Here is a 25,896-nt window from a genome sequence, read left to right as displayed (position 1 = left end):
CTTGTACTCTTGCTTTGGATTCTTCTGTGCATAACCACGCAGACCGATACCTTGACGTAAGTGATCCATTGCAGCAAGGTGATCTTTCCAATGTTGGTCAAGCGTTTGTAACATAATTGCTTTTTCGAAGTGGCGTAGTACATCTGCACCCACTTGATCTTCTTTATGTTTGTAAGCCGCTGTAACACCTTCTTCAATACGCTCACGAAGTTTTTCTTCGTAAAGTTTATTGTCTTCATCAAGCCACTGTTGAAGCGGCATTTCAACTAAGAAATCTGCACGTAAGCGATCTTCTAAGCCTGCAATATCCCACATATCAGCAAGTGATTGTGGTGGAATGTACTGGTCGATAATACCGTTTAACACATCCGAGCGAATTGCTGTGATTGTTTCTGAAATATCGCCTTCTTCAAGCAGCTCATTACGCTGAGTGTAAACAACACGACGTTGATCATTTGCTACATCGTCGTACTCAAGTAGTTGCTTACGAATATCAAAGTTACGTGCTTCAACTTTACGCTGTGCATTTTCAATTGCACGGTTTACCCACGGGTGCTCAATTGCTTCGCCACGTTGCATACCTAATTTGCGCATCATGTTCATCATGCGTTCGCCAGCGAAAATACGCATAAGCGCATCTTCCATAGATAGGTAGAAACGGCTCGAACCCGCATCACCTTGACGGCCAGAACGACCACGTAACTGGTTATCAATACGACGTGATTCATGACGCTCAGTAGCAATAATGTGTAAACCACCTGCTTCTAGTACTGCATCATGGCGTTTTTGCCATTCTTCTTTAATCTTTGCAATTTGCTCATCAGATGGGTTTTCAAGTTGCTCAACTTCCAACTTCCAGTTACCACCTAACACGATATCGGTACCACGACCCGCCATGTTAGTAGCAATGGTTACTGCGCCTGCAAGACCAGCATTGGCAACAATTTCAGCTTCTTGTTGGTGGAACTTTGCATTAAGTACGTTGTGCTTAATTTTCTCTTTGCGCAAAAACTGCGATAAGTATTCAGAGCTTTCAATTGAAATAGTACCCACAAGCACAGGCTGACCACGCTCTTGGCAGTCGCGAATGTCCGCTAAAATTGCTTCGTACTTTTCTTCTTGTGTTAAATAAACTAAATCCGCACGATCATCACGTACCATCGGCTTGTTAGTTGGAATAACAACGGTTTCTAAACCGTAAATTGACTGGAACTCAAATGCTTCTGTATCGGCTGTACCTGTCATACCAGCAAGTACATCATATAAACGGAAGTAATTCTGGAACGTGATTGATGCTAGTGTTTGGTTCTCATTTTGAATGCTTACACCTTCTTTTGCTTCAACAGCTTGGTGTAAACCTTCAGACCAACGACGGCCTTCCATAGTACGGCCTGTGTGCTCATCAACAATGATTACTTCACCATCTTTTACTACGTAATCAACGTCTTTTTGATAAAGCTTGTGCGCACGAAGTGCTGCATATACGTGGCTTAATAATGTGATGTTATTAGCAGAATAAAGCGAATCACCTTCATCGATTAAACCTAGCTCAGTAAGTAGTTCTTCAACACGTACTTGGCCACGCTCTGTAAGGTGTACTTGTTTCGCTTTTTCATCAATAGTGAAATCGCCATCACCTTCAACGCCTTCTTCATCTTCTTTTTCTTGCTGCTCTAGGCTTGGAACTAGCTTATCAATTTGCTGATAAAGTTCAGAACTATCTTCCGCAGGACCAGAAATAATCAGTGGCGTACGCGCTTCATCGATTAAGATTGAGTCAACCTCATCCACTACGGCGTAATATAAAGGACGTTGTACACGCTCATCTGGTGTAAACGCCATATTGTCACGTAAGTAGTCAAAACCAAATTCGTTGTTTGTACCGTAAGTAATGTCAGCAGCATAAGCTACTTTCTTTTGCTGCGGCATCATGCCCGGTACGTTGCAACCAACAGTCAGACCTAAGAATTCAAAAAGTGCGCGGTTTGTTTCCGCATCACGTTTTGCAAGGTAGTCATTCACCGTAATAACGTGAACGCCTTTGCCTGTTAAACCATGTAAGTATGCTGGTAAAGTTGCTGTAAGGGTTTTACCTTCACCAGTACGCATTTCAGAGATTTTACCTTGGTGTAAAACCATACCACCAATCAGCTGTACATCGAAATGGCGCATACCATAAACACGCTTTGATGCTTCACGTACAACTGCAAATGCTTCAGCTAGAAATGAATCTAAGGTTTCACCATTATCATAACGCTTACGAAACTCAGCTGTTTTCGCTTTTAGTTCTTCATCCGACAGCCCTTCGTATTGCTGTTCTAATCCATTAATTTGCGCGACCGTTTTTCGTAAGTTTTTAATTATTCGATCATTGCGACTACCAAATATCTTGGTAAGTAAGTTAGCTATCATGATAAAACCGTTACAACCTTAGTTTAGTGACAAAACCCATGCCACTTTTCAAATTAATTGTGCGTACAGTATCAGCAGAGCACCGATATTGCTAGTTAACCCGACCAAACCTGGCTCGTTAACAATAGTGAAATTGCATTATTTGAGATAACTAGCAATATAGCCTTGTGTGATACAACTATATTTTTCTATATATTGAGACAAAACTGCCAAATTCAAGGGCGATATTTTATTCGTTTAATCACAGTGAGCCAAGTTTAATTTGCCCTTTGTTCTGCTTTATTTACAGCTTTTTACTTGCTGTAACTATTCTTGCCCAATACAATAATAAAAAAGAGGTATCTAACCATGGCTAAAAACAGGTTTGCACCTAAACCGCTAGGGGATGTACTGACTAACCTTCCTAATCGGCTGCAGCAGTTTTCAAATAAGAATCAAGAAAACAAGCAATTACAAAATTTGCTTGAACAAATACTTGATCAAAATATGCTACAAAAGTGCACCATAGCAAACTATCAAGATGGCACCTTAGTGTTAAACGCCCAATCTGCGGCAGTTGCGATGCGCCTAAACTATATGAAAATGAGCTTACTTAGTGACTTTAGACGCCTTGGTCTGCCTGAGTTGTGTCAGATTAAAATTCAAACATCGCCGCGCAGCGCAAAAAGCCTACAAGCAAACCAGCAACAGCAGCAAAGCCAAGAAAAGAAACGTCTAACAAAAAGTGCACAGCAATCGCTGCTTGAAGTTGCTCAGCACGCACCGGACTCTCTTAGATTAAAACTCGAAAAACTCGCTAAGCTCGCAGATAGGTAATGGAATTTAGCGATAGTTAAGTTACTATAGAATCGCAATTATTTTTATTACTAACTTAGGTATGCGTTATGCTTAAATCACTTTTTTCAATCGCTTTACTGGCTACAAGCTTTAGTTCGCTTGCAGCGTGGCAACTACAAAACGACAGTTCTAAACTCAGTTTTGTCTCGGTAAAAAAAGACAAAATCGGTGAAGTACACCACTTTAAAACATTATCTGGCACGATTACTGACGAGGGTAAGTTATCTCTAGAAATTGACCTAACGTCTGTTGAAACTAATATCCCAATTCGCAATGAACGTATGCAAAGCATGCTATTCAATACTAAAGCATTTCCAACACTAACGTTAAGCGCCGATGTAAGCAAAGAACTTGCCGCAATGAAAAACGCACCGACACATGTATTTTCAGTACCTGCTACGTTGTCGCTAAATGGCATTGAAAAAACGCTTTCAATCGAAGTATTTGTTGCCCGTACTAGCCAAGATGATTTACTTGTCAGCGCAATGACACCTGTTGTAATTAATGCCAGTGACTTTAATCTAGACACAGGCGTAGCAGCGCTGCAAAAAGTAGCTGGCCTACCCAATATCGCGCGTGCTGTTCCTGTGACTTTCGTATTGCATTTCGCTAAGTAATTTTTGCGGCAAACATAGGCCTTGTTCAAAAATGAACCTTGCAGAATTAACACAACAAATTGAAACCAGTATTGCGCCATTTGAAACATGGCAGCCAGAAAGTTGTGGCGATATTGATATCACTATCAAACGCAATGGCGATTGGTATTTCCAAGAAAGTAAAATCAATCGCATTAATTTGGTAAAACTGTTTGCAAAAGTACTAACCAAAGAGCAAGGCCACTACTATTTAAAAACACCCGTTGAGAAAATGCGCATTCAGGTAGAGGATGCGCCTTTTCTAATTACGCATTGGTATCAAAAAGACGGCTTTATTGTTTGCTGCGATAACCTAGCAAGAGAGTATGTACTTGGTGAAAATCACACCTTAGAGATAAATGGTGACGTGCCTTACCTGCATTTACATCATGGTGTAATGGCGAAAGTATCACGAAACGTATTTTATCAATGGGCTGAAATCTCAGAGCAAAAAAAAGGCCGCTTTGCTATTTGCTCTGGCGGCCAAGACTTCTTTATTGGTTAAACTTTTAAATCACTCGCGAGAAGCGTGTTAGCTTTGCTTGTTGTTTTAAGTACGCATCAAACGTCATACAAATATTACGAATAAACAAACGCCCTTTATTTTCAACCACAAGCTGTTCATCGTTTAATGAGATCATGCCATCTTCAGCAAAACACGAAAGACCTGATAATTCTTCTGCAAAATAATCTGCAAAATTAATCGAAAACTTGCGCTCAACATCTGCGAAATTCAACTTAAAGTGACAAATAATTTCTTTAATCACAAATGCGCGAATTTTATCATCTGTGGTTAACGTTAGGCCTTTAACAACAGGTACGCCCGCCGTTTCAACGGTTTGATAATAATCTTTCAAATCTTTCGGGTTTTGGAAAATGCTATCGCCTACTTGCGAAATAGAGGATGCACCTAAACCCAATAAGTCACACTCACCGTGTGTGGTGTAGCCTTGGAAGTTACGATGCAATTTACCTTGTTGCTGCGCAATCGCCAACGAATCCGTGCTTTTGGCAAAATGATCCATGCCGATATTAACGTATCCAGCCTCAACCATTTGCGCCAAGGTGTTTTTAAACATTGTTAGCTTATGCTCTGGGCTAGGTAATTGCTCATCTTTAATTTTGCGCTGTGCAGCAAAACGATCAGGTAAATGGGCATAGTTAAATACCGAAACACGATCAGGCGACAGGGCTATTAAACGCGCCATGCTTTCTTGGAAGCTCTCTGGCGTTTGCAATGGTAAGCCGTAAATCATATCGGCATTCACTGAAGAAAAACCCAGTGCGCGCGCTTCAGTAACTAAGTTTGCAACGTTATCAGCACATTGTTCACGGTTTACAGCCTTTTGCACATCATCATTAAAATCTTGAATACCAAAAGACACACGATTAAAACCTAGCGAGCGTAAATGACTAAGCATATCTTCAGGTAAAGAGCGTGGGTCAATTTCAATTCCAGCTTGCACTTGGTCTGAAAAGTTAAAATACGTTTTAACAATCGCCATTAAACGGCTCATTTGTTCTTTTGTTAAAAACGTGGGTGTACCACCACCTAAATGTAACTGCTCGATTTTGTAATCTTTATAAAGAGTTGCTTGTGCTTTTGCTTCTTGCTCTAAAAAGTCTAAATACACATCTGCTTTATGTTGGTGGCGAGTAATTATTTTATTACAGCCGCAGTAATAGCATAGCTGGTGACAAAACGGTACATGAATATACAGCGACAAGCGCGTATTATCGCTTTTGGCGATCGCCTGTGTTACCGAATCAACAGAAAAGCCAGGCTCAAACGACAACGCCGTTGGATACGAAGTATAACGAGGACCTGACACATTGTATTTTTTTATAAGGGAGTTATCCCATTCAACGAAATTTTGCACGACTGAAACCTAACAATATTAAGGTTTAGCAAGTGTACAAAAGGAACGAGAAACCGGCTTTGATCCAAAACAATAAAGCCAGCAAGTGCTGGCTTTATTTACAGATTAGATAAGGTGGCTAATTAGCGAATACGTGTTTGGTATTCGGATCAGCTGGGAAGTAAGCTTCTAGCTTAGCGGCTTCGGCCAAAATGCCTTCTTCAAGCTCTTTTTCAGCACGCCAACGCTTGCTATCCATTTGGAAGACTTCTTTCTTACTGTATTTCTTACGCGCATCGTGGGTCGGCATTTCCTTTACCACATCATACATTTTGAAAACGTGCTGATATTCCGTTTCAAGATCCACTGTTTCAGAGAATTGATACTGCGACATCAACACCCAAATACGTAAACATCCTTCTGAATATTCACACTGCTTCTCTTTCATCGCGCGTGCAATCAAGTTAATGCTGTCGGCAATTTTTGCATTGCGCTCAGCCGCTTTAACTTTTAACTTTTCAATTTGCGCTTGTTGCTTTTCTTTTTGTACTTTCAGTTGAAATAACAACTTACCAGCGTAAAAAGCTAACCCTGCAACAATAGCAGCGGCAATAATAATGGCGATAACCCAAATAGCATTCACTACTTAAGCTCCTCCTCGTCATCATCACTTAACCATTCATCGGCAAGATCGTTCGACATAAATTGGTCAAGCATGTCTTCATCGTCAAACTCATCTTCATCATCAATACCTAACAAGTCGCAAAGTGCTTGGTGACGCTCTACCTTCGCGTTTAAGTATTTGATGTCTTTTCCTACTAACACTTCACCTGCATTTTGACGCTCAAGTAACGACATTAGCTTTTGATCGTTTTCAATTTGCTCAAGCTCTTGCTCTGGTGTTAGCTGAGGCTCACCGACTTTACGTAACTCTACTTGCGGCTGTAGATGACGCTTAAACTCTGGCTGTTGCTGAGTAACCTCTGCTTCAGGCACAAGACTAACAGGCTTTTTACTACCTAAACGGCTGTCTTTGCGTTGCTTACCCGCACCTTGCTGCTCATTTAAAGCATCTTGTGCGTTGCGCGTACCCGCTTTATTACCAGTACGCTTTTTAACACGCTGCTCTTTCAAAGCGCGTAGTTCGGCAAGTTTCTCTTTGCTAAGGCGGAAGCTTCCATTGCCACCGGTACCGATTTTGCGTGACTTTTTCTTTCTGGTCATAATTAAATCTAAAATTTTTACAAAACTAAGCTTATTTTACACTATTGCTGACTGTTTAAATAGCATCACGTCATCACCATGATATGCCAGTGATAAGCCATGGTGCTGTGCTAAATAATCAAACGTGGCCCGCGAAAAAAAATTGATATGCGTAATATCATTTTTGTAATGCCAATTTTTAAATCGGGCTTGGTCGATGACGAGCTTTGTCATCACAACTAATACGCCATTTGGCTTTAATAAGTTCAGTAGTTGCGCCCACACTTCGTTTGGATTGGCTAAATGTTCAATTACCTCAGTACAGGTTACAAAGTCGTATTGACGATTTAACACCTCAGTGTTTGGATAATAGAAGATATCGTAAAGCGCGGTAGCATGACCTTTCTCTGTGAGCATTTTGGCAAGTGCAGGACCCGGTCCACAACCAAAATCGAGACCCTGACTAGCTTCTGCTAATTCTGGCAGCAAAGGCGCTAAAGCGCGGCTCAGAAATTTCTGATAGCCCGTGTCATTTACATCATTTTCATGACTATCGTAGATTTGTTTTTCTTGCTCGAGTGAAATTAACTGGCTGCGCGCAACAAATACTAACTGACATAACTCACATTGATAGTAAGCTCTGCGTTTGTCTTCGCTGTAAAAGGTGCTTTTAGAATGCAAACATAATGGACAAGGTTCAGACATGGTTTAAACGTGAAATTTATTTGCCGTAATCATAGCAATTTTATTGCGACAAATAAAAAAGCGACAGAGAATCTCTGCCGCTTACTAATCTGAGTGTCTTATGACACTTCTCCCTTCGACTGTTTTAACCAACGAGTCTAATTTTATTATTATTTTACTATCCGTATTTTTATTATTTTCATCCGTGCTTTTTTTATTTTCGGTCTTCCTGACGCTTTCTTAGCAGTCCATTAATGTAACCTATGGTTACTTTCCCCTACGCACATAATTGTCGCTGCACTTCCGTATTTTACTGCTTTCCCTGTTATTTTTGTCCCTTGCGACAGGTGAATAATTTACTTGTTAATAAATTTGTTACAACTAATTTAACTAAAATAAATAAAAAAAGATTTCTTTAAAAATCGTGTTAACAATAAAAAACAGACACTTAAGCCATATCTAGTGACAAAATAGCGAATTAACTTACAGTTAACATTAGTCATTATCCTACCATGATTGTGAGAAATATCTCACAGACTAAGGTATAAAAAAAGCAGCTTGCGCTGCTTTTTTCATCACCTATAAAATATAAGTGTTATTAGTGAAGACCTGAAACATACTTAGAAAGTAGTTCAATGTCCTTATCTGTTAGCTTTTTCGCTAAATCGCGCATCATACCATTTAGGTCATTATTGCGATCACCTGAGCGGAATTTCTCAAGTTGCGCTTTTACGTAATCAGCATTTTGGAATGATACTTTCGGGAAGCCCGCTAATGATGTACCGTTACCACGAGGACCGTGACATGCTGCACATGCCGGAATACCACGTTCCGCATCACCTGCTTTGTATAGTTTACCACCTAGCTCAACCACTTCTTCTGGAGTGCTACCTGGTTCCATGTTAAGACTTGAAAAGTAAGCCGCGATATCGCGCATATCTTGCTCTGATAGTGGCATAGCCATACCACTCATTACAGGGTCCATACGACCTTCTGCACCGCCTGATGTCATACCTAATTTAAACTCTTTTAATTGCTTAAATAAGTATTGAGCGTGCTGACCTGCAAGTTTAGGGTGATTAGGAAGAGGTTTGTTTCCATCTACACCGTGACAAGCAACACATGTCGCAGCTTTTGTTTTACCAGCTTCTATATCGCCCTCAAAAGCAGCAGCTTGATTGACGCTGAACGCACCAGCAACCATCATTAAAGATAAAGCTATTTTTTTCATGCTATTTCTCTGTTTCGACCCTGTTAAAACCTGACAAGCAGGAATGAATACCAGCTAAAGTAGCCATATTCTACACGATTAAATTTTATCTGACACCTCTTGTGCCTTGATAAAACATATAAAATATAGGGGTTTTTACTAAAAAACTCCGTAAAGGCGCATTTCTTTGATCTTTCTCAAGGTTAATTTGGCCCATTAAAAAAGACAAAGCATTACTTATTTGGCTATTGTTAGTATAAAATACGCGCCCAGAAATAAAAGATATGTTAAAGGCAGTGTAGCAAAAATCTCTGAAAATAGGGATTCGCCTTTAATCTTAAGATAGCGTTTTAAGGAGCTAACCTTGCTAAAGTCACGGGTTCAATATTCAAAAGCGAGCTTTATTACAAGTGCACCAGACATCACTAAACTGCCTGCTGATTCGGGTGTTGAAGTTGCGTTTGCAGGTCGTTCTAATGCGGGTAAATCAAGTGCGCTAAACACATTAACCGATCAAAAACTTGCGCGCACAAGTAAAACACCAGGTCGTACGCAGCTAATCAACACCTTCTCGCTGGGTGAAGATATGCGCATCATCGACTTACCAGGTTATGGATTTGCTAAAGTACCACTTGAAATGAAAAAGAAGTGGCAGAAATCACTAGGTGAATACCTGCAAAAGCGTGAAAGTTTAAAAGGCATTGTGGTCTTAATGGATATTCGTCATCCATTAAAAGAGCTTGATATGGACCTTATTAACTGGGCCGTTGAAAGTGATTTAGAGATTCTTGCGCTACTTACTAAAGCCGACAAACTGAAACAAGGCAAGCGTAAAAGTGAAGTGCTAAAAGTTCGCCGCGAGTTAAAAGAACTCAGTGACAAAATTACTGTTCACGCGTTTTCATCGTTAAAAGGCATTGGTTTGCCAGAATTGGCAAAAACACTGGATGTTTGGTACTTAGGTGAAATTGACGCGGTAGCGCCAGAACAAGAGTCAGACGAGCAAGAATAAAACGTTTGAGAAAAAACCGGTTGGTAAAAACCAACCGGGTATAGCAATCTGGGGAGAAGCTATTAAAACGCTGTACCCCGTAAGAGATACATCATCAACAGGATGTCCTTATAGGACGGCGCGCACTTTAACAAAGCAGATTTGCAAAATAAAGTTATATCGCGACAAATTGCAAAGAAATGTAACAATCTGCACTAAAATTCAGCAAACTTAAATTTAACATAAAAAAATAGCCAACATTAAATATTGGCTACTTAAAATTGTTGTTAATTTATGCGCAAACTAGTGAGCCTGCTCCCAGTTATCACCTGAATCAGCTTCCACTAATAATGGTACGTCCAACTGAGCTGCTTCACTCATCAATGAACAAATTTTATCGCTAAATTCGTCCACTTTATCTGCGTTAATTTCAAACACCAATTCATCGTGAACTTGCATGATCATTTCAATATCATCTTGTGATTGCGTTTTTAGCCAACCAGCTACATTGATCATTGCGCGCTTAATGATATCGGCAGCAGTGCCCTGCATTGGCGCGTTAATTGCCGCTCGTTCAGCTGCTTTACGACGCGCACCATTACGCGCTTTAATATCTGGCAAATATAAACGACGACCAAATAAGGTACTAACGTAACCTTTTTCAGCGGCATCTTCACGCGTGCGTTCCATATACTCAAGTACACCAGGGAAGCGTTCAAAATAGGTATCCATATAATGTTGTGCTTCATTACGCGGGATATCTAGTTGACGTGACAAACCAAAGGCACTCATGCCGTAAATTAGACCGAAGTTTACAGCCTTAGCTTTACGACGCATATCAGATGTAACGGTTTCAAGTGGTACACCAAATACTTCCGCAGCCGTTGCGCTGTGAACATCTTTACCTTCAGCAAATGCACTTAATAGGCCGTTATCTTGCGATAAATGCGCCATAATACGCAATTCAATTTGACTGTAGTCAGCCGCCATTATTAATTTGCCAGGAGCCGCAACAAAGGCCTGACGAATTCGGCGACCTGCTTCATTACGAATTGGAATATTCTGTAAGTTAGGATCGCTTGAACTTAAGCGACCTGTTGCGGTAACTGCTTGATGATACGAAGTATGCACACGCTGAGTTACTTCATCTACCATTTTAGGTAATTTATCAGTATACGTTGATTTGAGCTTGGCTAAACCACGGTGCTCAATAATCAATTTAGGCAATGGATAATCGTGAGCAAGTTCTTGCAGCACTTCTTCCGCTGTCGACGGCGCACCTTTTGGTGTTTTCTTTAATACTGGTAAGCCAAGTTTTTCAAACAGAATACCTTGTAATTGCTTGGTTGAGCTTAGGTTGAACTCCTCTTCTGCAATCTCATACGCTTCTTTTTCTAGCTCTTCAAGACGCGCTGCAATTTCAACACTTTGCTGTGCCAACATTTGGCTATCAATATGAACACCGGTACGTTCCATATCTGATAATACGTTTACCAATGGCAATTCGATTGAATTGAAAACATCCACTAGTTCAGGCTCTTTTTCTAACATTGGCCAAAGCGTATTATGCAAACGCAAGGTTATGTCGGCATCTTCCGCCGCATAAGGTGCCGCTTTTTCTAGCTCAATTTGATTGAAGGTTAGCTGCGCTTTGCCTTTACCTGCAATTTCTTCAAAACTAATGTTTTTATGGCCGAGATATTTTAGCGCAAGTGAGTCCATATCATGACGAGTACCAACACTATTGAGTACGTAAGACTCAAGCATGGTATCAAAACGAATACCATTAAGTTCAATACCCGCTCGCGCTAATACGCTCTTATCGTATTTAAGGTTTTGCCCTACTTTTGCTTTATTTTCATCAGCTAAAATCGGCGCAAGTTTAGCAAATACTAGCTCGTGACTTAGTTGTTCTGGCGCACCTAAATAATCATGTTTAAGCGGCAAATAAGCTGCTTCCGCTTCTGTTACCGCAAAGCTCATACCGACTAGATCAGCTTGCATGTAATCAAGGCTGGTGGTTTCAGTATCAAATGCGAAAAGATCTGCCGCTTGTAATTTATCAACCCAACTATCTAACTGTGCTTCAGTTAATATCGTTTCGTAATTTGTTTCAACAGGTTTAGTTGCCACTTCAACTTCCGCAGCAGGTGCGGTGTCACCATCAAGTAATTCACTTAACCAACGCTTAAATTCACACTCGCCATAAAGCTTGATCAATTCATCGGTATTTGGCGCCGCAACTTCGAAAGAATCCAAGTTTTGCTCAACCTCTACATCCAACTTAATCGTTGCAAGCTCATAAGAAAGCTGAAGCTGTTCTTTATTATCATCTAGTTTCTTCGACATGGTTTTTGAACCACGGAAACCAAGATCTGCGATTTTGTCTAAGTTATCGTAAAGTGAATCAATAGATCCGAGTCCTTGCAGCATTGCAAGAGCCGTTTTTTCGCCCACACCTGGTACACCTGGAATGTTATCGACTTTATCGCCCATTAATGCGAGATAATCGATGATTAACTCAGGACCAATACCAAATTTATCAACAACTCCAGCAGGGTCCATAATCGTATTAGTCATGGTGTTGATAAGTGTTACATGCTCATCAACTAACTGCGCCATATCTTTATCGCCTGTACTAATAAGTACATGACGTTTTTGTTCTGACGCGCGTTTCGCTAATGTGCCAATTACATCATCGGCTTCAACACCCGGAATGCTAATAAGCGGTAAACCCATAGCCTTGATAATATTGTGAATAGGCTCAATTTGAGTGCGCAGATCATCAGGCATCGGTGGACGGTTTGCCTTGTATTCAGAATACATATCATTGCGAAAAGTTGGACCTTTGGCGTCAAAGATCACTACCATATGACTTGGCGAATACTGCTTAACTAAACTCTTAAGCATATTAATTACACCATAGATAGCACCGGTGGCCTCACCTTTTGAGTTAGTTAGATGTGGTGGAGCATGGTAAGCACGGAATAAGTATGATGAACCATCAACCAAGATTAACGGATTTTCAGGGATCTGAGCCATTAGCACTCGCCTTAAAACGATTAAACATAAATTGCCGATAGCATGCCATATCCCCGATAAGAAAACGAGAATTCAGCTCTATAAACAACAGAAATAATCAGTGCAGTGCAAGCAGTAAACGAATTGTTGAAATATTCTTCAGGCCAACTGGTTGTAACCTGTGGATAAGTTTGTTAGTAAAGATGTAACAGAGCCTTCCCCGAATTTGAAAAAACAAATGGAGAATCTTAATTTTTGGTTAATATACAATGAGTTAACAAAGCTAATTTACTAGCGTATTGTTATTATTATTAATTTTCCAAGATGTGGAAACTGCTAAACTTTTTATCCTTAAAGCTTGGCAAGGAACATCCTAATCTTTAGCAGGGCAGTTACTCTACCAATAAAAGATCAAAGATCCTAGCGATCTTTTTATAATTTTTTTTTATTTACATCGTTTCTTTATAGCTAGAATATAATGCTTAACTAATCTTGAGATATGGAATAGATATATGAAAAAGATAGCAGTGATTTTAAGTGGCTGTGGTGTATTTGATGGCGCTGAAATTCATGAGGCAGTATTAACGCTGTTAAATATTGAACTGCAGGGTGCAAGTTACCAATGTTTCGCACCCAATATAGATCAACACCATGTAATTAATCATATCACTGGCGAGGAAATGCCTGAGAAACGCAACGTACTAGTCGAATCTGCGCGTATTGCACGAGGTGAGATCAAGGATCTTAAAGAGCTCAACATTTCAGAGTTTGATGCACTCGCTTTACCTGGTGGTTTTGGCGCTGCGAAAAATTTATGTGATTTCGCATTAAAAGGCGCTGAGTGCGAGATCAATGAAGACGTTGCCAACGCGTGTCGTGCATTTGCTGATGCGCAAAAACCGGCAGCCTATATTTGTATTGCACCGGCAATTATTCCACAAGTTTACGCCGCAGGCACACTTGCAACCATTGGCAATGACCTAGATACAGCAAATATTGTTAACGCATTAGGCGCAGCACACCAAAACTGTGCGGTAGACGATATTATTGTCGACCAAAGTGCAAAAGTAATCAGCACGCCAGCTTATATGTTAGCGACAAATATTCGCGAAGCGGCAAGCGGTATTGAAAAAGCCATCGCACAATTAGTAAAAATGAGCTAACCCTGTAACAAAAGAAAAAGTTGCGCTAGCGCAACTTTTTCATATTTTACGACTAAATAGCCATAACTAACCATTTTATAAATTCGCAGCAAACGTTATAATTGTGCTAATTTCCGTCTATTGTGATTGATCACCTCAATTTGTGAGCAAGTAAAAAATGAAAAAATTAACAGCAGCATTACTAATGATGAGTGCAACTGTCGCAGTTGCAGCACCTTTTGATAACTCGTTAACTGAAGAAGCAATTAAAAAACGTATCGCTCCAGTTGGCTCTGTTTATTTAGCAGGTGCAGAACCAGTTGTTGCTGAGCCAACAGGTCCACGTACTGGCCAACAAGTGTATCAAGCAAGTTGTTTTGGTTGTCACGGTACAGGTGCTCTAGGCGCGCCAAAGACAAAAGCTGACTGGGATACTCGCATGGCGAAAGGCATGGATGTACTAATGCAGCATGCAATTAATGGTTTCAATGCAATGCCTCCTCGCGGTACGTGTATGAACTGTTCTGATGATGAAATTAAAGATGCAATTGAGTTTATGGCAAAAGGCCAATAAACATAAAACGTATTGTAAAAAAGCCGCTTAACTAAGCGGCTTTTTTATTGGTTAACATTTATATAACTAAGAAAACACAAGTTAGAATAAAAAAGAATATTCGAATTATTTAAAAAACCATATTTATCAACAAGTTAAACATCAGAGCGATTTCATCGACAAGATTGCTATTTAAAACGAAAAATGGAAAAATAAGGTTAAAAAATAGGCAGTGATTAACTGTGTGGTTCGGTTGGGTTCACACTGCTATAAATTCTACCTAATAATAAGAAATAGCAATGGAAGATGCTCATGCCGATAGCGGCTCACAGCAAAGAAAAATAAAGCGCTTAAAAAGTTTAGTAAAGAAATATCAAACCTCTTTGCAAACGCAAACTGCGTTATTACAATTATCCGAACAAGCAAGTAAAGTATCAGAACTTACCTTGCTCTACCCCGCTATTCAGCAAATTTTAGAAAGCAGCCTGCCATGTAGAAACTTTTATGTGGTGTTATTCAACCCAGATATTGGCGAACTCGAACTAACTTATTTTGTCGACGAGATCGATGGCATTCATTTACCAATTCAAGCCCAACAAACAGGAATGCTCGATAATTCGCTTACCGGACTTGTATTTAAGACCGGAAAAACCAAACTATTTAATAAAGAACAAATTGCTGATTGCGAAATTAAAGGTGTATGCCGCGTTATGGGCACGCCCTGTGAATACTGGTTAGGTGTGCCAATCCATCATGATGGTCGCGTGATAGGCGTTATGGCAACGCAAAGCTATAATGTAAATCAGCCGTTTGATGATAGTCAGATAGCACTTTTCGAAACGGTTGCATTCTATTTTAGTACCGCGGTTGAACGTGTTAAAAAGCGCCAGTATATGGCGCAACAAGTTGCTGAGCGCACAGAACAGTTAAGCCGCGAAATTGCGCGAAACCAAGATACTATTCGCAAACAAAACATTTTGTACGCGATTTCTAAGCTAGCAACAAAAAGTCTTAACAACCAAGACTTTTTTGAGCGAGTTCACAATATTGTTAACGAAGAAGTCTTCGCTAAAAACCTATTTATCGCGCTTTATGATCACAGCGAAAATATGATCAGCTGTCCTTACGCAGTGGATGAAATGTCTGTTGATTATCAACCTCGTACCTTCTCTAAAGGCTTAACTGAATTTGTTATTCGCTCAGGTAAAACGGAATTGTTTGACCGAAACCGTGTGTTAAATGAAGTAGCAAAAGGTCATGTTGAGCTGCCTGCTAAATTTAATAACTCTCCTTTACCAACTTCTTGGATTGGCGTGCCGCTTTATCACCGCCAACAAGTAATTGGTGTATTGGCTTGTCAGGCGTTTAATAATGAATACAGCTACAAACAATCTGATATTGAACTTATCTCTTTTGTCTCTGAGCAAATTTCCAATGTAATCGTAAAACACTTGGCAGATAACCAATTAGAGCAAAGAGTGAAAGAAAAAACGGCTGAATTACAGCAAGCCAACATTCATTTGCAATTGCAAATTGAAGAGCGTAAGAAAATTGAACGGCAATTATTTCATGATGCCCATCATGATAATTTAACAGGCTTAGCAAACCGAAGTTTGTTTATTTCTCAATTAGATAAAACTCTGCAACGCCATAAGCGGGATAAATCGCACGGCTTTGCTGTGATGTTTATTGACCTCGATAATTTTAAAGATATCAATGATACTCTCGGTCATCACGCTGGCGATAAATTTTTAAAATCGACTGCTAATGAGTTTTCTACCTGCATTCGTGAGCATGATTTACTAGCACGTTTTGGTGGTGATGAATTTGTTATTTTATTAACTCATTTACAGCACAAAGACGAAGCTGAGCTTATCGCTAAGCGCATTATTAAATTAATGAATAAACCATTTTGTATTAATGAATTATGCATTAAAAGTGGGGCAAGCATTGGTATTGCATACAGCAATAAAACCTATACCAGCACTGACCAAATTATTCGTGACGCAGACAGTGCTATGTACCAAGCGAAGAAATCTGGCAAAGGTACCATTGAGCTCAGCGCTGAACACTTAGAGCCAAGAAGTAGCCTGATTTGCCCGACAGAAATTAACGCTGGGCAACTAAGTTTTGCCAAATCAAATGTGATTGATCTGCATAAAGATCACAGTGTCGCTACTTTTTACAATCCACAGCTAACACTAGAGTCAGGTGCAACAATAGCCCTTTCTCACTTATTACAAGAACAACATGCAGCAATTGATTACTGTGATTATTTATTAAATCAAATTCTCCCTCATGTTGTGCAAAATGGTACGGTGTTTTTGCAACTGCACACCAGTATTTTGGCACGTGAATTTGATCGTTTTTACAAAGAACTAAGTAAGTCAGCAAATAATATTTGCTGGTTAATTAACGACAGTAACCTTGCTGAAATGTCGACGACCCAAGTTGATAATCTAGCAAAGCTCAAAAAATTAGGATTTAAGATAGGTGTTATTGACGTTGCTCGTCAGCAAATCGATCTTGCAAAGCTAACCTGTGTGGAATTTGATTTTATGCAGTTAGAGCTTAACTTTTGTCGAAAGTTAGTCACAGAGAAAATAGCACAACAACAGCTTGCAGCCTTACTTGCACTTACAAAAGGCAGCAAGTGTGAAATTATCGCAACCGGACCTGCCATAGTGAATTTTCAGTCGGCGCTCAAAATACTTGGTATCAACTTATTCTTAAGCCCGCTGGCGCAAGGCTCTGAGCAGCTATCGCAGTTCGATAAAAGCCAATCTCTGCTCAGTAAAACCAATAAAAAGTAAACGTTATTTCTTTAACATGGCGCGTAAATTAGCAACGCGCGCTTGGCCTTTTTCCATTCGTTGTTGTTGATTTTGCGGTTGTTTTCGCATTTCGTAAGCAAGATCATCTTGTGGCATTTCAGCAACAAAACGACTTAACTCTGGCGTTGCCATTTCACCAAACATTCTGCGCTCTTTCGCATAGGTTAAAATCAACTCTTGCTGCGCACGAGTAATGCCTACGTAAGCTAAACGCCTTTCTTCTTCAACGTTATCTTCATCAATACTGGTTTGGTGTGGTAACAATCCCTCTTCCATACCCACCATAAACACATAAGGATATTCCAAGCCTTTCGATGCGTGTAATGTCAGTAATTGCACTGCATCAGATTCATCCTCTTCTTCGTTGCGTTCAAGCATGTCGCGTAGTGTCAGCTTCATTACAACTTCTGATAATGTTAGCGGTGGGTTTTCACTACTGCCAACTAACATATCGGTGATCCAACGATACAGCTCCGACACGTTTTTCATACGCATTTCAGCAGCTTTAGCGCTAGTTGAGGTCTCATACAAGAAATCTTCGTAATTAATCTCTCGTACCATGTCTTTTACGGCTTCAAGAGTATCTCCGCGAGTTGCGCGGTCTGAAAGTTCAACTACCCAACGGGCAAAACCCATTAACGCATTATAACCACGCCCAGCTAAGCGCGATGATAAGTCAGGCTCAAAACACGCAGCAAACAAACTAATGTGCTTTTCATTCGCCAGCGATCCTAATTTTTCAAGTGTGATAGGGCCAATTTCACGACGTGGCGTATTTACGATACGTAAAAAGGCGTTATCGTCATCTTGATTCACCAATAACCTTAAATACGCCATAATGTCTTTAATTTCTGCACGTGAGAAAAACGACATACCGCCGCTAATTTTGTACGGAATATGGCTTCCCATTAAGGCTTTTTCAAATACCCTTGCTTGGTGATTACCACGATACAAAATTGCGTAGTCTTTATAGCTGGTGCGCTTCATAAACTTATGCGAAATAATCTCAGCAACCACTCTCTCAGCTTCATGCTCTTCATCCTTTGTCGCAATAACTTTAATCTGCTCGCCGTATGCTAATTCACTAAATAACTTTTTATCAAACACGTGCGGGTTATTAGCAATAAGAATATTGGCAGACTTAAGAATTCGGCCAGCACTACGATAATTTTGCTCAAGTTTAATTAAACGTAATCCGGGAAAGTCTTTACTCAACAGCACTAGGTTTTGTGGTTTTGCTCCGCGCCAAGAATAGATACTTTGGTCATCATCGCCTACCACGGTAAAGCGCGCACGTTCACCTACCAATAGCTTAACTAATTGATATTGGCTTGTATTAGTATCTTGATATTCATCCACCAACAAATAGCGAAAGCGATTTTGCCAGCGTTCACGCACCTCTGGCTTAGCGCTTAGCAGCAAAGTTGGGATCATAATTAAATCATCAAAATCGAGCGCATTATAGGCGCGCAATTGATTTTGAAAACGCGCATAAAGCTGAGCAAATTGTACTTTTTGTTGCTCTCTCGCTTCCGCAATGGCCTGCTGTGGCAAAATCAGGTCATTTTTCCAATTCGAAATTTGCATTTTTAACAGATTAAGTAAGTCTTTATCGCCTTTTAATTCGGGCTCTGTTAAATCAGCCAAGAGTTTGTTGCTGTCTTGGTCATCAAATAATGAAAAACCTGGTTTATAACCCAGTGCATCTAGCTCTTTTTTAACAATTTCCAAGCCAAGCGTGTGAAACGTAGAAACCCATAACCCTTTCGCTTCTTGCTTACCCAGTGTTTGTGCCACACGCTCACGCATTTCTTTTGCTGCTTTATTAGTAAAGGTTACCGCTGCAATATTGCGTGCCTTGTATTCGCACTTTTGCACTAAGTAGGCAATTTTATTTGTGATTACACGGGTTTTACCTGAGCCAGCGCCTGCCAGCACTAGGCATGGACCACTGATATATTTAACCGCTTCATCTTGTTTAGGATTGAGTTTCATTAAAATCGCTTGCATTAATACAACAAAGAAAGGGATTTTAAAATGCAGCTATGTCAGGCGCAAGGATTGTCTTTGCCTGCAAGCCCTGATGGGTTAAACTAAACGCAGTTTTTATTACTAGAATTTGACTATGATTAACCCAGCTAAACTTGAAGAAATTGCCAAGCAAATTACTGAAAACATGCCACAAGGTGTTAAAAACTTAGCAGATACATTGGAAGGCAAAACGAAACAAGCTATTCAAAATAAATTAAGTGAAATGGATTTTGTTAGCCGTGAAGATTTTGAAGTACAAAGCCAAGTATTATTAAGAACACGTGAGAAATTAGCGATTTTAGAGCAACGTGTGAACGAGCTAGAAGCAAAGCTTGCCGATAAAGACGCAGAATAAAAAAGAAGCTAAAGCGCTTCTTTTTCCTGTGCTTTTAATTTTGCTAACTCGCTGTTAAATGCGTCTAAAAACCAGCGGTGCTCTACTAAAAAGTTATTTGAAAAGTAAACTGAGAAATCTCTGCTTGCTTCAATAATACTTGCTATATTATCAAGGCTTTGCGAGCGTTTTGATAACGCATGAACAAACACACTCTCCGATAAAAACACCGCATCTAGTCGGTCAGCCAACAGCATTTCAACTAGCGTATCCACATCATTACTAAGCGTTGCTATAGGATAATTATTATCTTGTAGCCACACCTGCGTATTGGTGTTTAAAATAGTGCCTATTTTTGCTTGTTCGCGAAATCCACTGTGTTTCACATCAATTACATTAGATGTTTTATAAAACCAGCTCCAATTATTAATGAGTACCGCATCGCTAATTTTTGCAATACGGTCGCGAAAACGATTTTGCGTCGCTAAGAAAAAACCATCAACATTGCCACTTCGCATTTCACGCAGCGCCACACCGTAATTTGCAACAAGCTCAAACTCGTAGTTTACTTCCAAGTTATTAAGTACTTGCGTTACACGCACAATACCTTGCCCTGCAAGCTTTTTATTTTCATTTAAATAAATGTACGGTGGAAAATGCGGCACTGCAAAACGCAGTGTTATTTTTTGCTCTGTCGTTTGTGGTACAACTTGCTCGGCATAGGCATTATTAGCTGTTAACGCAAAATACGCACTAACGACTAAACACACCTTGAACGGCATTATTATAAATTTTTGCCACATCGTTCGCCCCATTAATGCTGGTTTCTAAATCTCTAATATGGCCATCGGCCAACCCATATATCCAGCCATGGACTTCTAATGCTTGCCCTCTTTCCCACGCATCCATCACGATATTTGTTTGGCACACATTCTTCACTTGCTCAATGACGTTTATTTCACATAAGCGATCAAACTTTTGCTGCTCACTAACAGAACTACTAAGTTCAGTCTCATATTTATCGCGCGCATCGACAACATGACGCAGCCAATTATCGATTAAACCAAGTCGAATGCCGTCAAGCGCTGCTTTTACGCCACCACAGCCGTAGTGCCCTACAACCATAATGTGTTTTACTTTTAAAACCTCTACTGCATATTGTAGTACAGACAAGCAGTTATGGTCGGTATGTACCACCATATTTGCCACATTTCTATGAACAAATAATTCGCCCGGTAATAGACCCACTATCTCGTTAGCGGGCACACGGGAGTCGGCACAGCCGATCCATAAATATTCGGGGTTTTGTTGCATTGAAAGAATCTTAAAAAACTCAGGATCCCGATCCGTTGTTTCTTTTGCCCACGAGCGATTCTTAACAAAAAGATGCGCTAATTTATTCATCAGTATTTGCGTTCCTGATAGTTTTTTAGGCTTTTGCCTGAATTAGTATATTTCTTGGTGTGATTTGTTTTTCACAAAACTCACTGAGTGTAACGCGGTAGCCAAATTGCTCCAAATATAAAACACGGTCAAGCACTAACCAAAGCTCAATCAAACGCCTAAAGCCATGGCGCACTAACTCAATGCGCTGCGTAATCTGACGCCGTAATTTGCCTTGCGCTAAATAAGCTGCGTAATCTATTTGTGCTGGTAAAGTGATATTTTTTTGCTTGGCAGCCCACGTACAAAAATCACTAAACTCACCGGTGAACAACGCTTTTTTGGCGGACGGCACCGGAAGATAGCTGTCTTTTTCAAGTACATCATCAAGCAAACAATCAAATGCTAAACGCCATACGGTTTCAGTTTCGCGTAAACGTGAAATGCGTTTACCTGAGGTGACTGTTTCTTGCAGCGCGAGTTTTAAATCACTGGCAGTAAAGGCAACCTGAGACTGCTTGGCAATCTCACTCATTGCTTCATACTGCTCAGATTGCTGAAATAAGTGATAACAACACGGTGAAATACTCATTAATTTAGTGCCTTTGGCAACACCATGTTTAATCAGTGCTTGGTGTAACCCGCCACAGGCATGAAGTGCCACCGCATGTTGTTCTTGCTGTAAATAATCTGCCGCATGTTCAGATAAAACATCCAATTCAGCCAGTTTTATATCTAAACCAAACTGCTGTGCCAACTGCTGCCCCTCGGCCACCAGCTGAGGCTGAATTTCAACGCTCTGTACTGGCACTTTATGAGCAAAATGATATAACCGCCCTAAATGCCCTTTACCTGCGCACCACTCTAGCAGCGGTAAATCTTGCTCTGCAGTTTGCATCACAAAGCTTTCTAATTGCGCAATTTTGCTTCCTTTTATGCCGTTTGTAAGCCAAAACGGAAATTCAGCTGCCTGCTTATTTGCGCTTGGCAGTTGCAACACGCTTTCAACATTGTCTAACTCAGGGATAAGATTGGCCAAGTAACGCTGTAACTCAACTTGATTGCTTTCAAGCTTTTCAACATCATCGTCAGATAACGCCAGCAGGGTTTCTGTTAAATGCGGCCAAGGTATTTCGCGCGACGCAAAAGCAACACATTGCCAATAGGCTTGTGTTTTAGTTAATAGCGTATCGATTGCGGTAAAAAGTGCGGTGTGAGACATCTTCAACACAAGCTAAATTTGAATAGCGCTATGATAGCAAATCTTGCTGTGATGATCAGAATAGAAAATGCCCCAATAATTGGGGCATTTAGGTAAGTTGTTTACGCTAGCTGTTTGCTACCTGCGCAAGCTTTTGTGCTTTACTCGACAAAAACTGCAAATAACACGGATTGTGTGTTTCTTCTTGATAAGCATAAGCTAAACGTTGTAAGTGCTCGCTAAAGGCTGCGTTATCTTGCTCAGGAACTTCAAATGCAGCCAATACATTTCCGGTTGCGGCACCATGATTGCGATAGTGGAATAAGCTGATATTCCAATTTGCGCCTAAGGTATCAAGAAAACGCTCGAGCGCTCCTGGATATTCGGGAAACTCAAAACGGAATAAGCGCTCTGATAACTGTTCACCCGGTTTACCGCCAACCATATAGCGCACATGCAATTTAGCAAGCTCGTTATTGGTCATATCAACAAAAGCATAGCCTTTATCAGTCAACTCTTGTTTTAAGCTCACCAGTTCCGCTTCACCATTACGCAAGCCAACACCAACAAAAATTTCAGCATCGCCTGGGCCTGTGTAACGGTAATTAAATTCCGTAATTGAGCGACCATTTAGTGCCTTACAGAAACTTTTAAAACTGCCTTTTTCTTCTTTAATAGTTACCGCTAAAAGTGCTTCGTTATGCTCACCCAGCGCAGTACGCTCTGCCACATAACGCAATCTATCAAAGTTAAGGTTTGCACCTGATAAAATTGCCGCTAGATTTTTACCTTTTGAACCCGTTTGTGCTACCCATTTTTTAAGCCCTGCGAGTGATAAACCACCAGACGGTTCAGCAATAGCGCGGGTTGAGACAAAAATATCTTGCATCGCGGCGCAAATTTCATCACTCGAAACGGTAATCACCTCATCACAGTATTTTTGCGCTAAGCGAAAGGTTTCTTTACCAATGATTTTAACCGCAACACCATCAGCAAAACTGCCTACGCGCTCAAGTTCCACTGGTTCACCTGCTTCCATAGCTGCTTTTAAACACGCACTATCTTCAGCTTCAACACCAATTACTTTAATGTCAGGTCGCAGTGATTTTAAGTAAATTGACATACCTGCCAATAAGCCACCGCCGCCTACCGGAATAAATACCGCATCAAGTAATGGCAACTGCTGCATCAGTTCTCGCGCAATGGTGCCTTGCCCGATGATCACATCTTTATCATCAAACGGCGGCACAAACACTGCACCTTCTTTTTCAGCAATTTCTAATGCATGGGCATTTGCAGCATCAAAGTGATGGCCATGTAAAATCACTTCGCCACCCAGATTGCGCACCGCATTTACTTTGATTTCTGGTGTAGTCACTGGCATTACAATACGTGCTGTATGACCAAGGTGACTAGCACTAAGCGCCACGCCTTGTGCATGGTTACCAGCAGATGCGGTAACAACTTGTGAGCCTTTTGGTAACTGCTTCAATTTGTTATACGCACCGCGTAATTTAAACGAATATACTGGCTGCTGATCTTCACGCTTTAGCCAAATATGATTGCCAAGTTTCTGCTCAAGGCTAGTAACTGGGCTGACCTCAGTTACTTTTGCCAAGGGCTCCATGTTGGCTTGGATAATAGCGCGAAAATAATCGAGCTCTTGGGAGACCATTAACTGAGCTCCTCTAACTTTTTAAGGTCACGTACCGCGCCTTTATCCGCACTGGTTGCCAATAACGCATAGGCTTTTAATGCAGGCGTTACACTACGTACGCGATCCACTGGCTTATAAGCATCTTTACCGCGCGCTAATTGCTTTTCATGACGCGCGGCAAGTTCTTTATCGCTAACAATCATATCAATGCTGCGCTTGGTGATATCAATGACAATTTCATCGCCGTTTTCAACTAACGCGATTGCCCCTTGGCTAGCTGCTTCAGGCGATGCGTGACCAATTGATAAGCCCGATGTACCACCAGAAAAGCGACCATCCGTTAATAGCGCACAATCTTTATCTAATCCCATCGATTTTAGGTAGCTAGTCGGATACAACATTTCTTGCATGCCAGGACCGCCTTTTGGTCCTTCATAGCGGATGATAACCACATCCCCTTTTTCGATTTGGCCACCTAAGATGCCGTCAACTGCATCATCTTGAGATTCGAATACTTTCGCAGTGCCCTTAAATACCAACATGCCGTCTGCAACACCGGCGGTTTTAACAATACAACCGTCTGGCGCAAGGTTGCCGTAAAGCACCGCTAAACCACCATCTTGACTAAACGCATGTTCAACACTGCGAATACAGCCATTTTCACGATCTAAATCGAGTTCAGGCCAACGCGTTTCTTGGCTCATCGCTTTAGTGGTACGAATACCCGCAGGGCCCGCTTTATAGAATTTTTGTGCAGCGCTATTTTCAGAATTGGTTGCATCCCATTTTTCAATTAATTCACCTAAGGTGCCACCAGCCACATGGCCTGCATTTAGTTCTAACTTACCTGCTTTACCAAGCTCGTTAAGAATACCCATAATGCCACCAGCGCGGTGCACATCTTCGATATGATATTCAGGTGTTGCTGGTGCTACTTTACATAAGAAAGGTGTTTGACGTGACAGCTGATCAATATGGGTCATATCAAAATCAACGCCCGCTTCTTGTGCCGCGCCGATGATGTGTAACACGGTATTTGATGAACCGCCCATTGCAATATCTAACGTCATGGCATTGATAAACGCACTGCGATCGGCAATATTGCGAGGGAGCACTGAATCATCTTCATCACGGTAGTAGCTGCGGCATAAATCGACAATACGACGACCTGCTTCCACATAAAGTTGTTTGCGATCTTTGTGTGTTGCTAATGTGGTACCGTTACCAGGCAGCGCTAAACCAAGCGCTTCTAATAAACAGTTCATTGAGTTTGCAGTAAACATACCTGAGCACGAACCACAAGTTGGGCAGGCGCTACGCTCAACTTGGTCTGAATCTTCATCACTTACCGATGGATCGGCACCTTTTACCATGGCATCAACTAAATCAAGCTTGATATCAATTTCAGCAAGGCGCGTTTTACCCGCTTCCATTGGTCCACCTGATACAAAAATCACCGGAATATTTAAGCGAAGTGCAGCTAACAACATTCCTGGGGTGATTTTGTCGCAGTTTGAAATACACACCATGGCATCCGCACAGTGAGCATTCACCATATATTCAACAGAGTCTGCAATTAGGTCACGTGAAGGCAATGAATACAGCATACCGCCATGACCCATAGCGATACCATCATCAATCGCAATAGTATTAAATTCGCGCGGAACACCGCCTGCATCACGAATGGTTTCAACCATCATTTCACTTAGTTGATTTAAGTGAACATGACCCGGTACAAACTGGGTATATGAGTTCACCACAGCAACAATGGGTTTACCAAAGTCTTTATCTGTCATCCCTGTTGCACGCCAGAGTGCACGAGCACCAGCACGTTTACGACCTTCAGTTGTTGTTGCACTTCTTAATTTTGCCATGGTTTACCTCATTTTAGGGCTCTGCCCCATTCCTC

General features: G+C 40.9%; 21 protein-coding genes. 8 read left to right on the top strand and 13 right to left on the bottom strand.

Annotated features, from left to right (window positions below; all coding sequences use genetic code 11):
* On the bottom strand, positions 1 to 2,412 hold a 2,412-nt coding region (gene secA, locus ACHSBP_RS05020; protein WP_395388264.1), incomplete at its 3' end, for a preprotein translocase subunit SecA.
* Positions 2,413 to 2,760: 348 nt separating this feature from the next.
* Between secA and ACHSBP_RS05015 the strand changes: the two genes are divergently transcribed.
* The 3 genes from ACHSBP_RS05015 to ACHSBP_RS05005 all read left to right on the top strand — a co-directional run bounded on the left by ACHSBP_RS05015 (position 2,761) and on the right by ACHSBP_RS05005 (position 4,389).
* On the top strand, positions 2,761 to 3,228 hold the full coding sequence (locus tag ACHSBP_RS05015; RefSeq protein ID WP_010561653.1) for a DciA family protein: 468 nt from the start codon (positions 2,761 to 2,763) through the stop codon (positions 3,226 to 3,228).
* Positions 3,229 to 3,296: 68 nt separating this feature from the next.
* Positions 3,297 to 3,866, top strand: coding sequence for a YceI family protein (locus ACHSBP_RS05010; RefSeq protein WP_395388263.1), 570 nt, complete (start codon positions 3,297 to 3,299; stop codon positions 3,864 to 3,866).
* 31 nt (positions 3,867 to 3,897) lie between these two features.
* A complete protein-coding gene (locus ACHSBP_RS05005; RefSeq protein ID WP_010561651.1) occupies positions 3,898 to 4,389 on the top strand; it encodes a DUF1285 domain-containing protein in 492 nt (163 codons plus the stop codon).
* Positions 4,390 to 4,393: 4 nt separating this feature from the next.
* On the opposite strand, the gene hemN is transcribed toward ACHSBP_RS05005, so the two are convergent.
* The 5 genes from hemN to ACHSBP_RS04980 form a co-directional block, all read right to left on the bottom strand.
* Positions 4,394 to 5,764, bottom strand: a complete 1,371-nt coding sequence (hemN, locus tag ACHSBP_RS05000) for an oxygen-independent coproporphyrinogen III oxidase (RefSeq protein WP_010561650.1) — start codon at positions 5,762 to 5,764, stop codon at positions 4,394 to 4,396.
* Positions 5,765 to 5,882: 118 nt separating this feature from the next.
* Positions 5,883 to 6,386: a DUF2489 domain-containing protein gene (locus ACHSBP_RS04995; RefSeq protein WP_010561649.1), complete on the bottom strand. Its 504-nt coding sequence runs from the start codon at positions 6,384 to 6,386 to the stop codon at positions 5,883 to 5,885.
* Entirely contained in the window at positions 6,386 to 6,967 is a 582-nt protein-coding gene (yihI, locus tag ACHSBP_RS04990) for a Der GTPase-activating protein YihI (RefSeq protein WP_010561648.1), read from the bottom strand. The genes ACHSBP_RS04995 and yihI overlap by 1 nt, the downstream gene beginning before the upstream one ends.
* Positions 6,968 to 7,003: 36 nt before the next feature.
* A complete protein-coding gene (locus ACHSBP_RS04985) occupies positions 7,004 to 7,651 on the bottom strand; it encodes a class I SAM-dependent methyltransferase (protein WP_010561647.1) in 648 nt (215 codons plus the stop codon).
* Between the two features lie 577 nt (positions 7,652 to 8,228).
* Positions 8,229 to 8,861, bottom strand: a complete 633-nt coding sequence (locus ACHSBP_RS04980; protein WP_010561646.1) for a cytochrome c — start codon at positions 8,859 to 8,861, stop codon at positions 8,229 to 8,231.
* A 343-nt stretch (positions 8,862 to 9,204) separates the two neighbouring features.
* Here ACHSBP_RS04980 and yihA point away from each other — a divergent pair, with 343 nt between their 5' ends.
* Positions 9,205 to 9,852, top strand: a complete 648-nt coding sequence (gene yihA, locus ACHSBP_RS04975; RefSeq protein ID WP_395388262.1) for a ribosome biogenesis GTP-binding protein YihA/YsxC — start codon at positions 9,205 to 9,207, stop codon at positions 9,850 to 9,852.
* Positions 9,853 to 10,134: 282 nt separating this feature from the next.
* Here yihA and polA read toward each other — a convergent pair whose 3' ends face one another.
* Positions 10,135 to 12,873: a DNA polymerase I gene (gene polA / locus ACHSBP_RS04970; RefSeq protein ID WP_395388261.1), complete on the bottom strand. Its 2,739-nt coding sequence runs from the start codon at positions 12,871 to 12,873 to the stop codon at positions 10,135 to 10,137.
* A 491-nt stretch (positions 12,874 to 13,364) separates the two neighbouring features.
* Here polA and elbB point away from each other — a divergent pair, with 491 nt between their 5' ends.
* The 3 genes from elbB (at position 13,365) to ACHSBP_RS04955 (ending at position 17,360) form a co-directional block, all read left to right on the top strand.
* On the top strand, positions 13,365 to 14,015 hold the full coding sequence (gene elbB / locus ACHSBP_RS04965) for an isoprenoid biosynthesis glyoxalase ElbB (protein ID WP_010561643.1): 651 nt from the start codon (positions 13,365 to 13,367) through the stop codon (positions 14,013 to 14,015).
* A gap of 157 nt (positions 14,016 to 14,172) precedes the next feature.
* Entirely contained in the window at positions 14,173 to 14,568 is a 396-nt protein-coding gene (locus ACHSBP_RS04960; RefSeq protein ID WP_010561642.1) for a cytochrome c5 family protein, read from the top strand.
* Positions 14,569 to 14,846: 278 nt separating this feature from the next.
* Positions 14,847 to 17,360, top strand: a complete 2,514-nt coding sequence (locus tag ACHSBP_RS04955) for a diguanylate cyclase domain-containing protein (RefSeq protein ID WP_395388260.1) — start codon at positions 14,847 to 14,849, stop codon at positions 17,358 to 17,360.
* A 3-nt stretch (positions 17,361 to 17,363) separates the two neighbouring features.
* Here ACHSBP_RS04955 and rep read toward each other — a convergent pair whose 3' ends face one another.
* Complete coding sequence (gene rep, locus ACHSBP_RS04950) at positions 17,364 to 19,376, bottom strand: DNA helicase Rep (RefSeq protein ID WP_395388259.1); 2,013 nt, start codon at positions 19,374 to 19,376, stop codon at positions 17,364 to 17,366.
* Positions 19,377 to 19,506: 130 nt separating this feature from the next.
* On the opposite strand from rep, the gene ACHSBP_RS04945 reads away from it, so the two are divergent.
* Positions 19,507 to 19,767 (top strand): accessory factor UbiK family protein, encoded by a 261-nt coding sequence (locus tag ACHSBP_RS04945; protein ID WP_010561639.1) that lies wholly within the window; start codon positions 19,507 to 19,509, stop codon positions 19,765 to 19,767.
* Positions 19,768 to 19,775: 8 nt separating this feature from the next.
* Here ACHSBP_RS04945 and ACHSBP_RS04940 read toward each other — a convergent pair whose 3' ends face one another.
* The 5 genes from ACHSBP_RS04940 to ilvD form a co-directional block, all read right to left on the bottom strand.
* Positions 19,776 to 20,549, bottom strand: a complete 774-nt coding sequence (locus tag ACHSBP_RS04940; RefSeq protein ID WP_395388258.1) for a substrate-binding periplasmic protein — start codon at positions 20,547 to 20,549, stop codon at positions 19,776 to 19,778.
* Complete coding sequence (gene can, locus ACHSBP_RS04935; RefSeq protein ID WP_010561637.1) at positions 20,500 to 21,150, bottom strand: carbonate dehydratase; 651 nt, start codon at positions 21,148 to 21,150, stop codon at positions 20,500 to 20,502. The genes ACHSBP_RS04940 and can overlap by 50 nt, the downstream gene beginning before the upstream one ends.
* A gap of 25 nt (positions 21,151 to 21,175) precedes the next feature.
* Entirely contained in the window at positions 21,176 to 22,351 is a 1,176-nt protein-coding gene (locus ACHSBP_RS04930; protein ID WP_395388257.1) for a methyltransferase, read from the bottom strand.
* Between the two features lie 106 nt (positions 22,352 to 22,457).
* Entirely contained in the window at positions 22,458 to 24,005 is a 1,548-nt protein-coding gene (gene ilvA, locus ACHSBP_RS04925; RefSeq protein WP_395388256.1) for a threonine ammonia-lyase, biosynthetic, read from the bottom strand.
* The gene (ilvD, locus tag ACHSBP_RS04920; RefSeq protein WP_395388255.1) at positions 24,005 to 25,861 is read right to left on the bottom strand and encodes a dihydroxy-acid dehydratase; all 1,857 of its coding nucleotides are present in this window, start codon (positions 25,859 to 25,861) and stop codon (positions 24,005 to 24,007) included. The genes ilvA and ilvD overlap by 1 nt, the downstream gene beginning before the upstream one ends.
* Positions 25,862 to 25,896 lie beyond the last annotated feature (35 nt).

The sequence above is a fragment of the Pseudoalteromonas sp. XMcav1-K genome, assembly GCF_044005875.1.
Lineage (GTDB): Bacteria > Pseudomonadota > Gammaproteobacteria > Enterobacterales > Alteromonadaceae > Pseudoalteromonas > Pseudoalteromonas spongiae.
The sequence above is the reverse complement of the archived record's forward strand: the minus strand, read 5'-3'. Positions and strand labels throughout refer to the sequence as shown.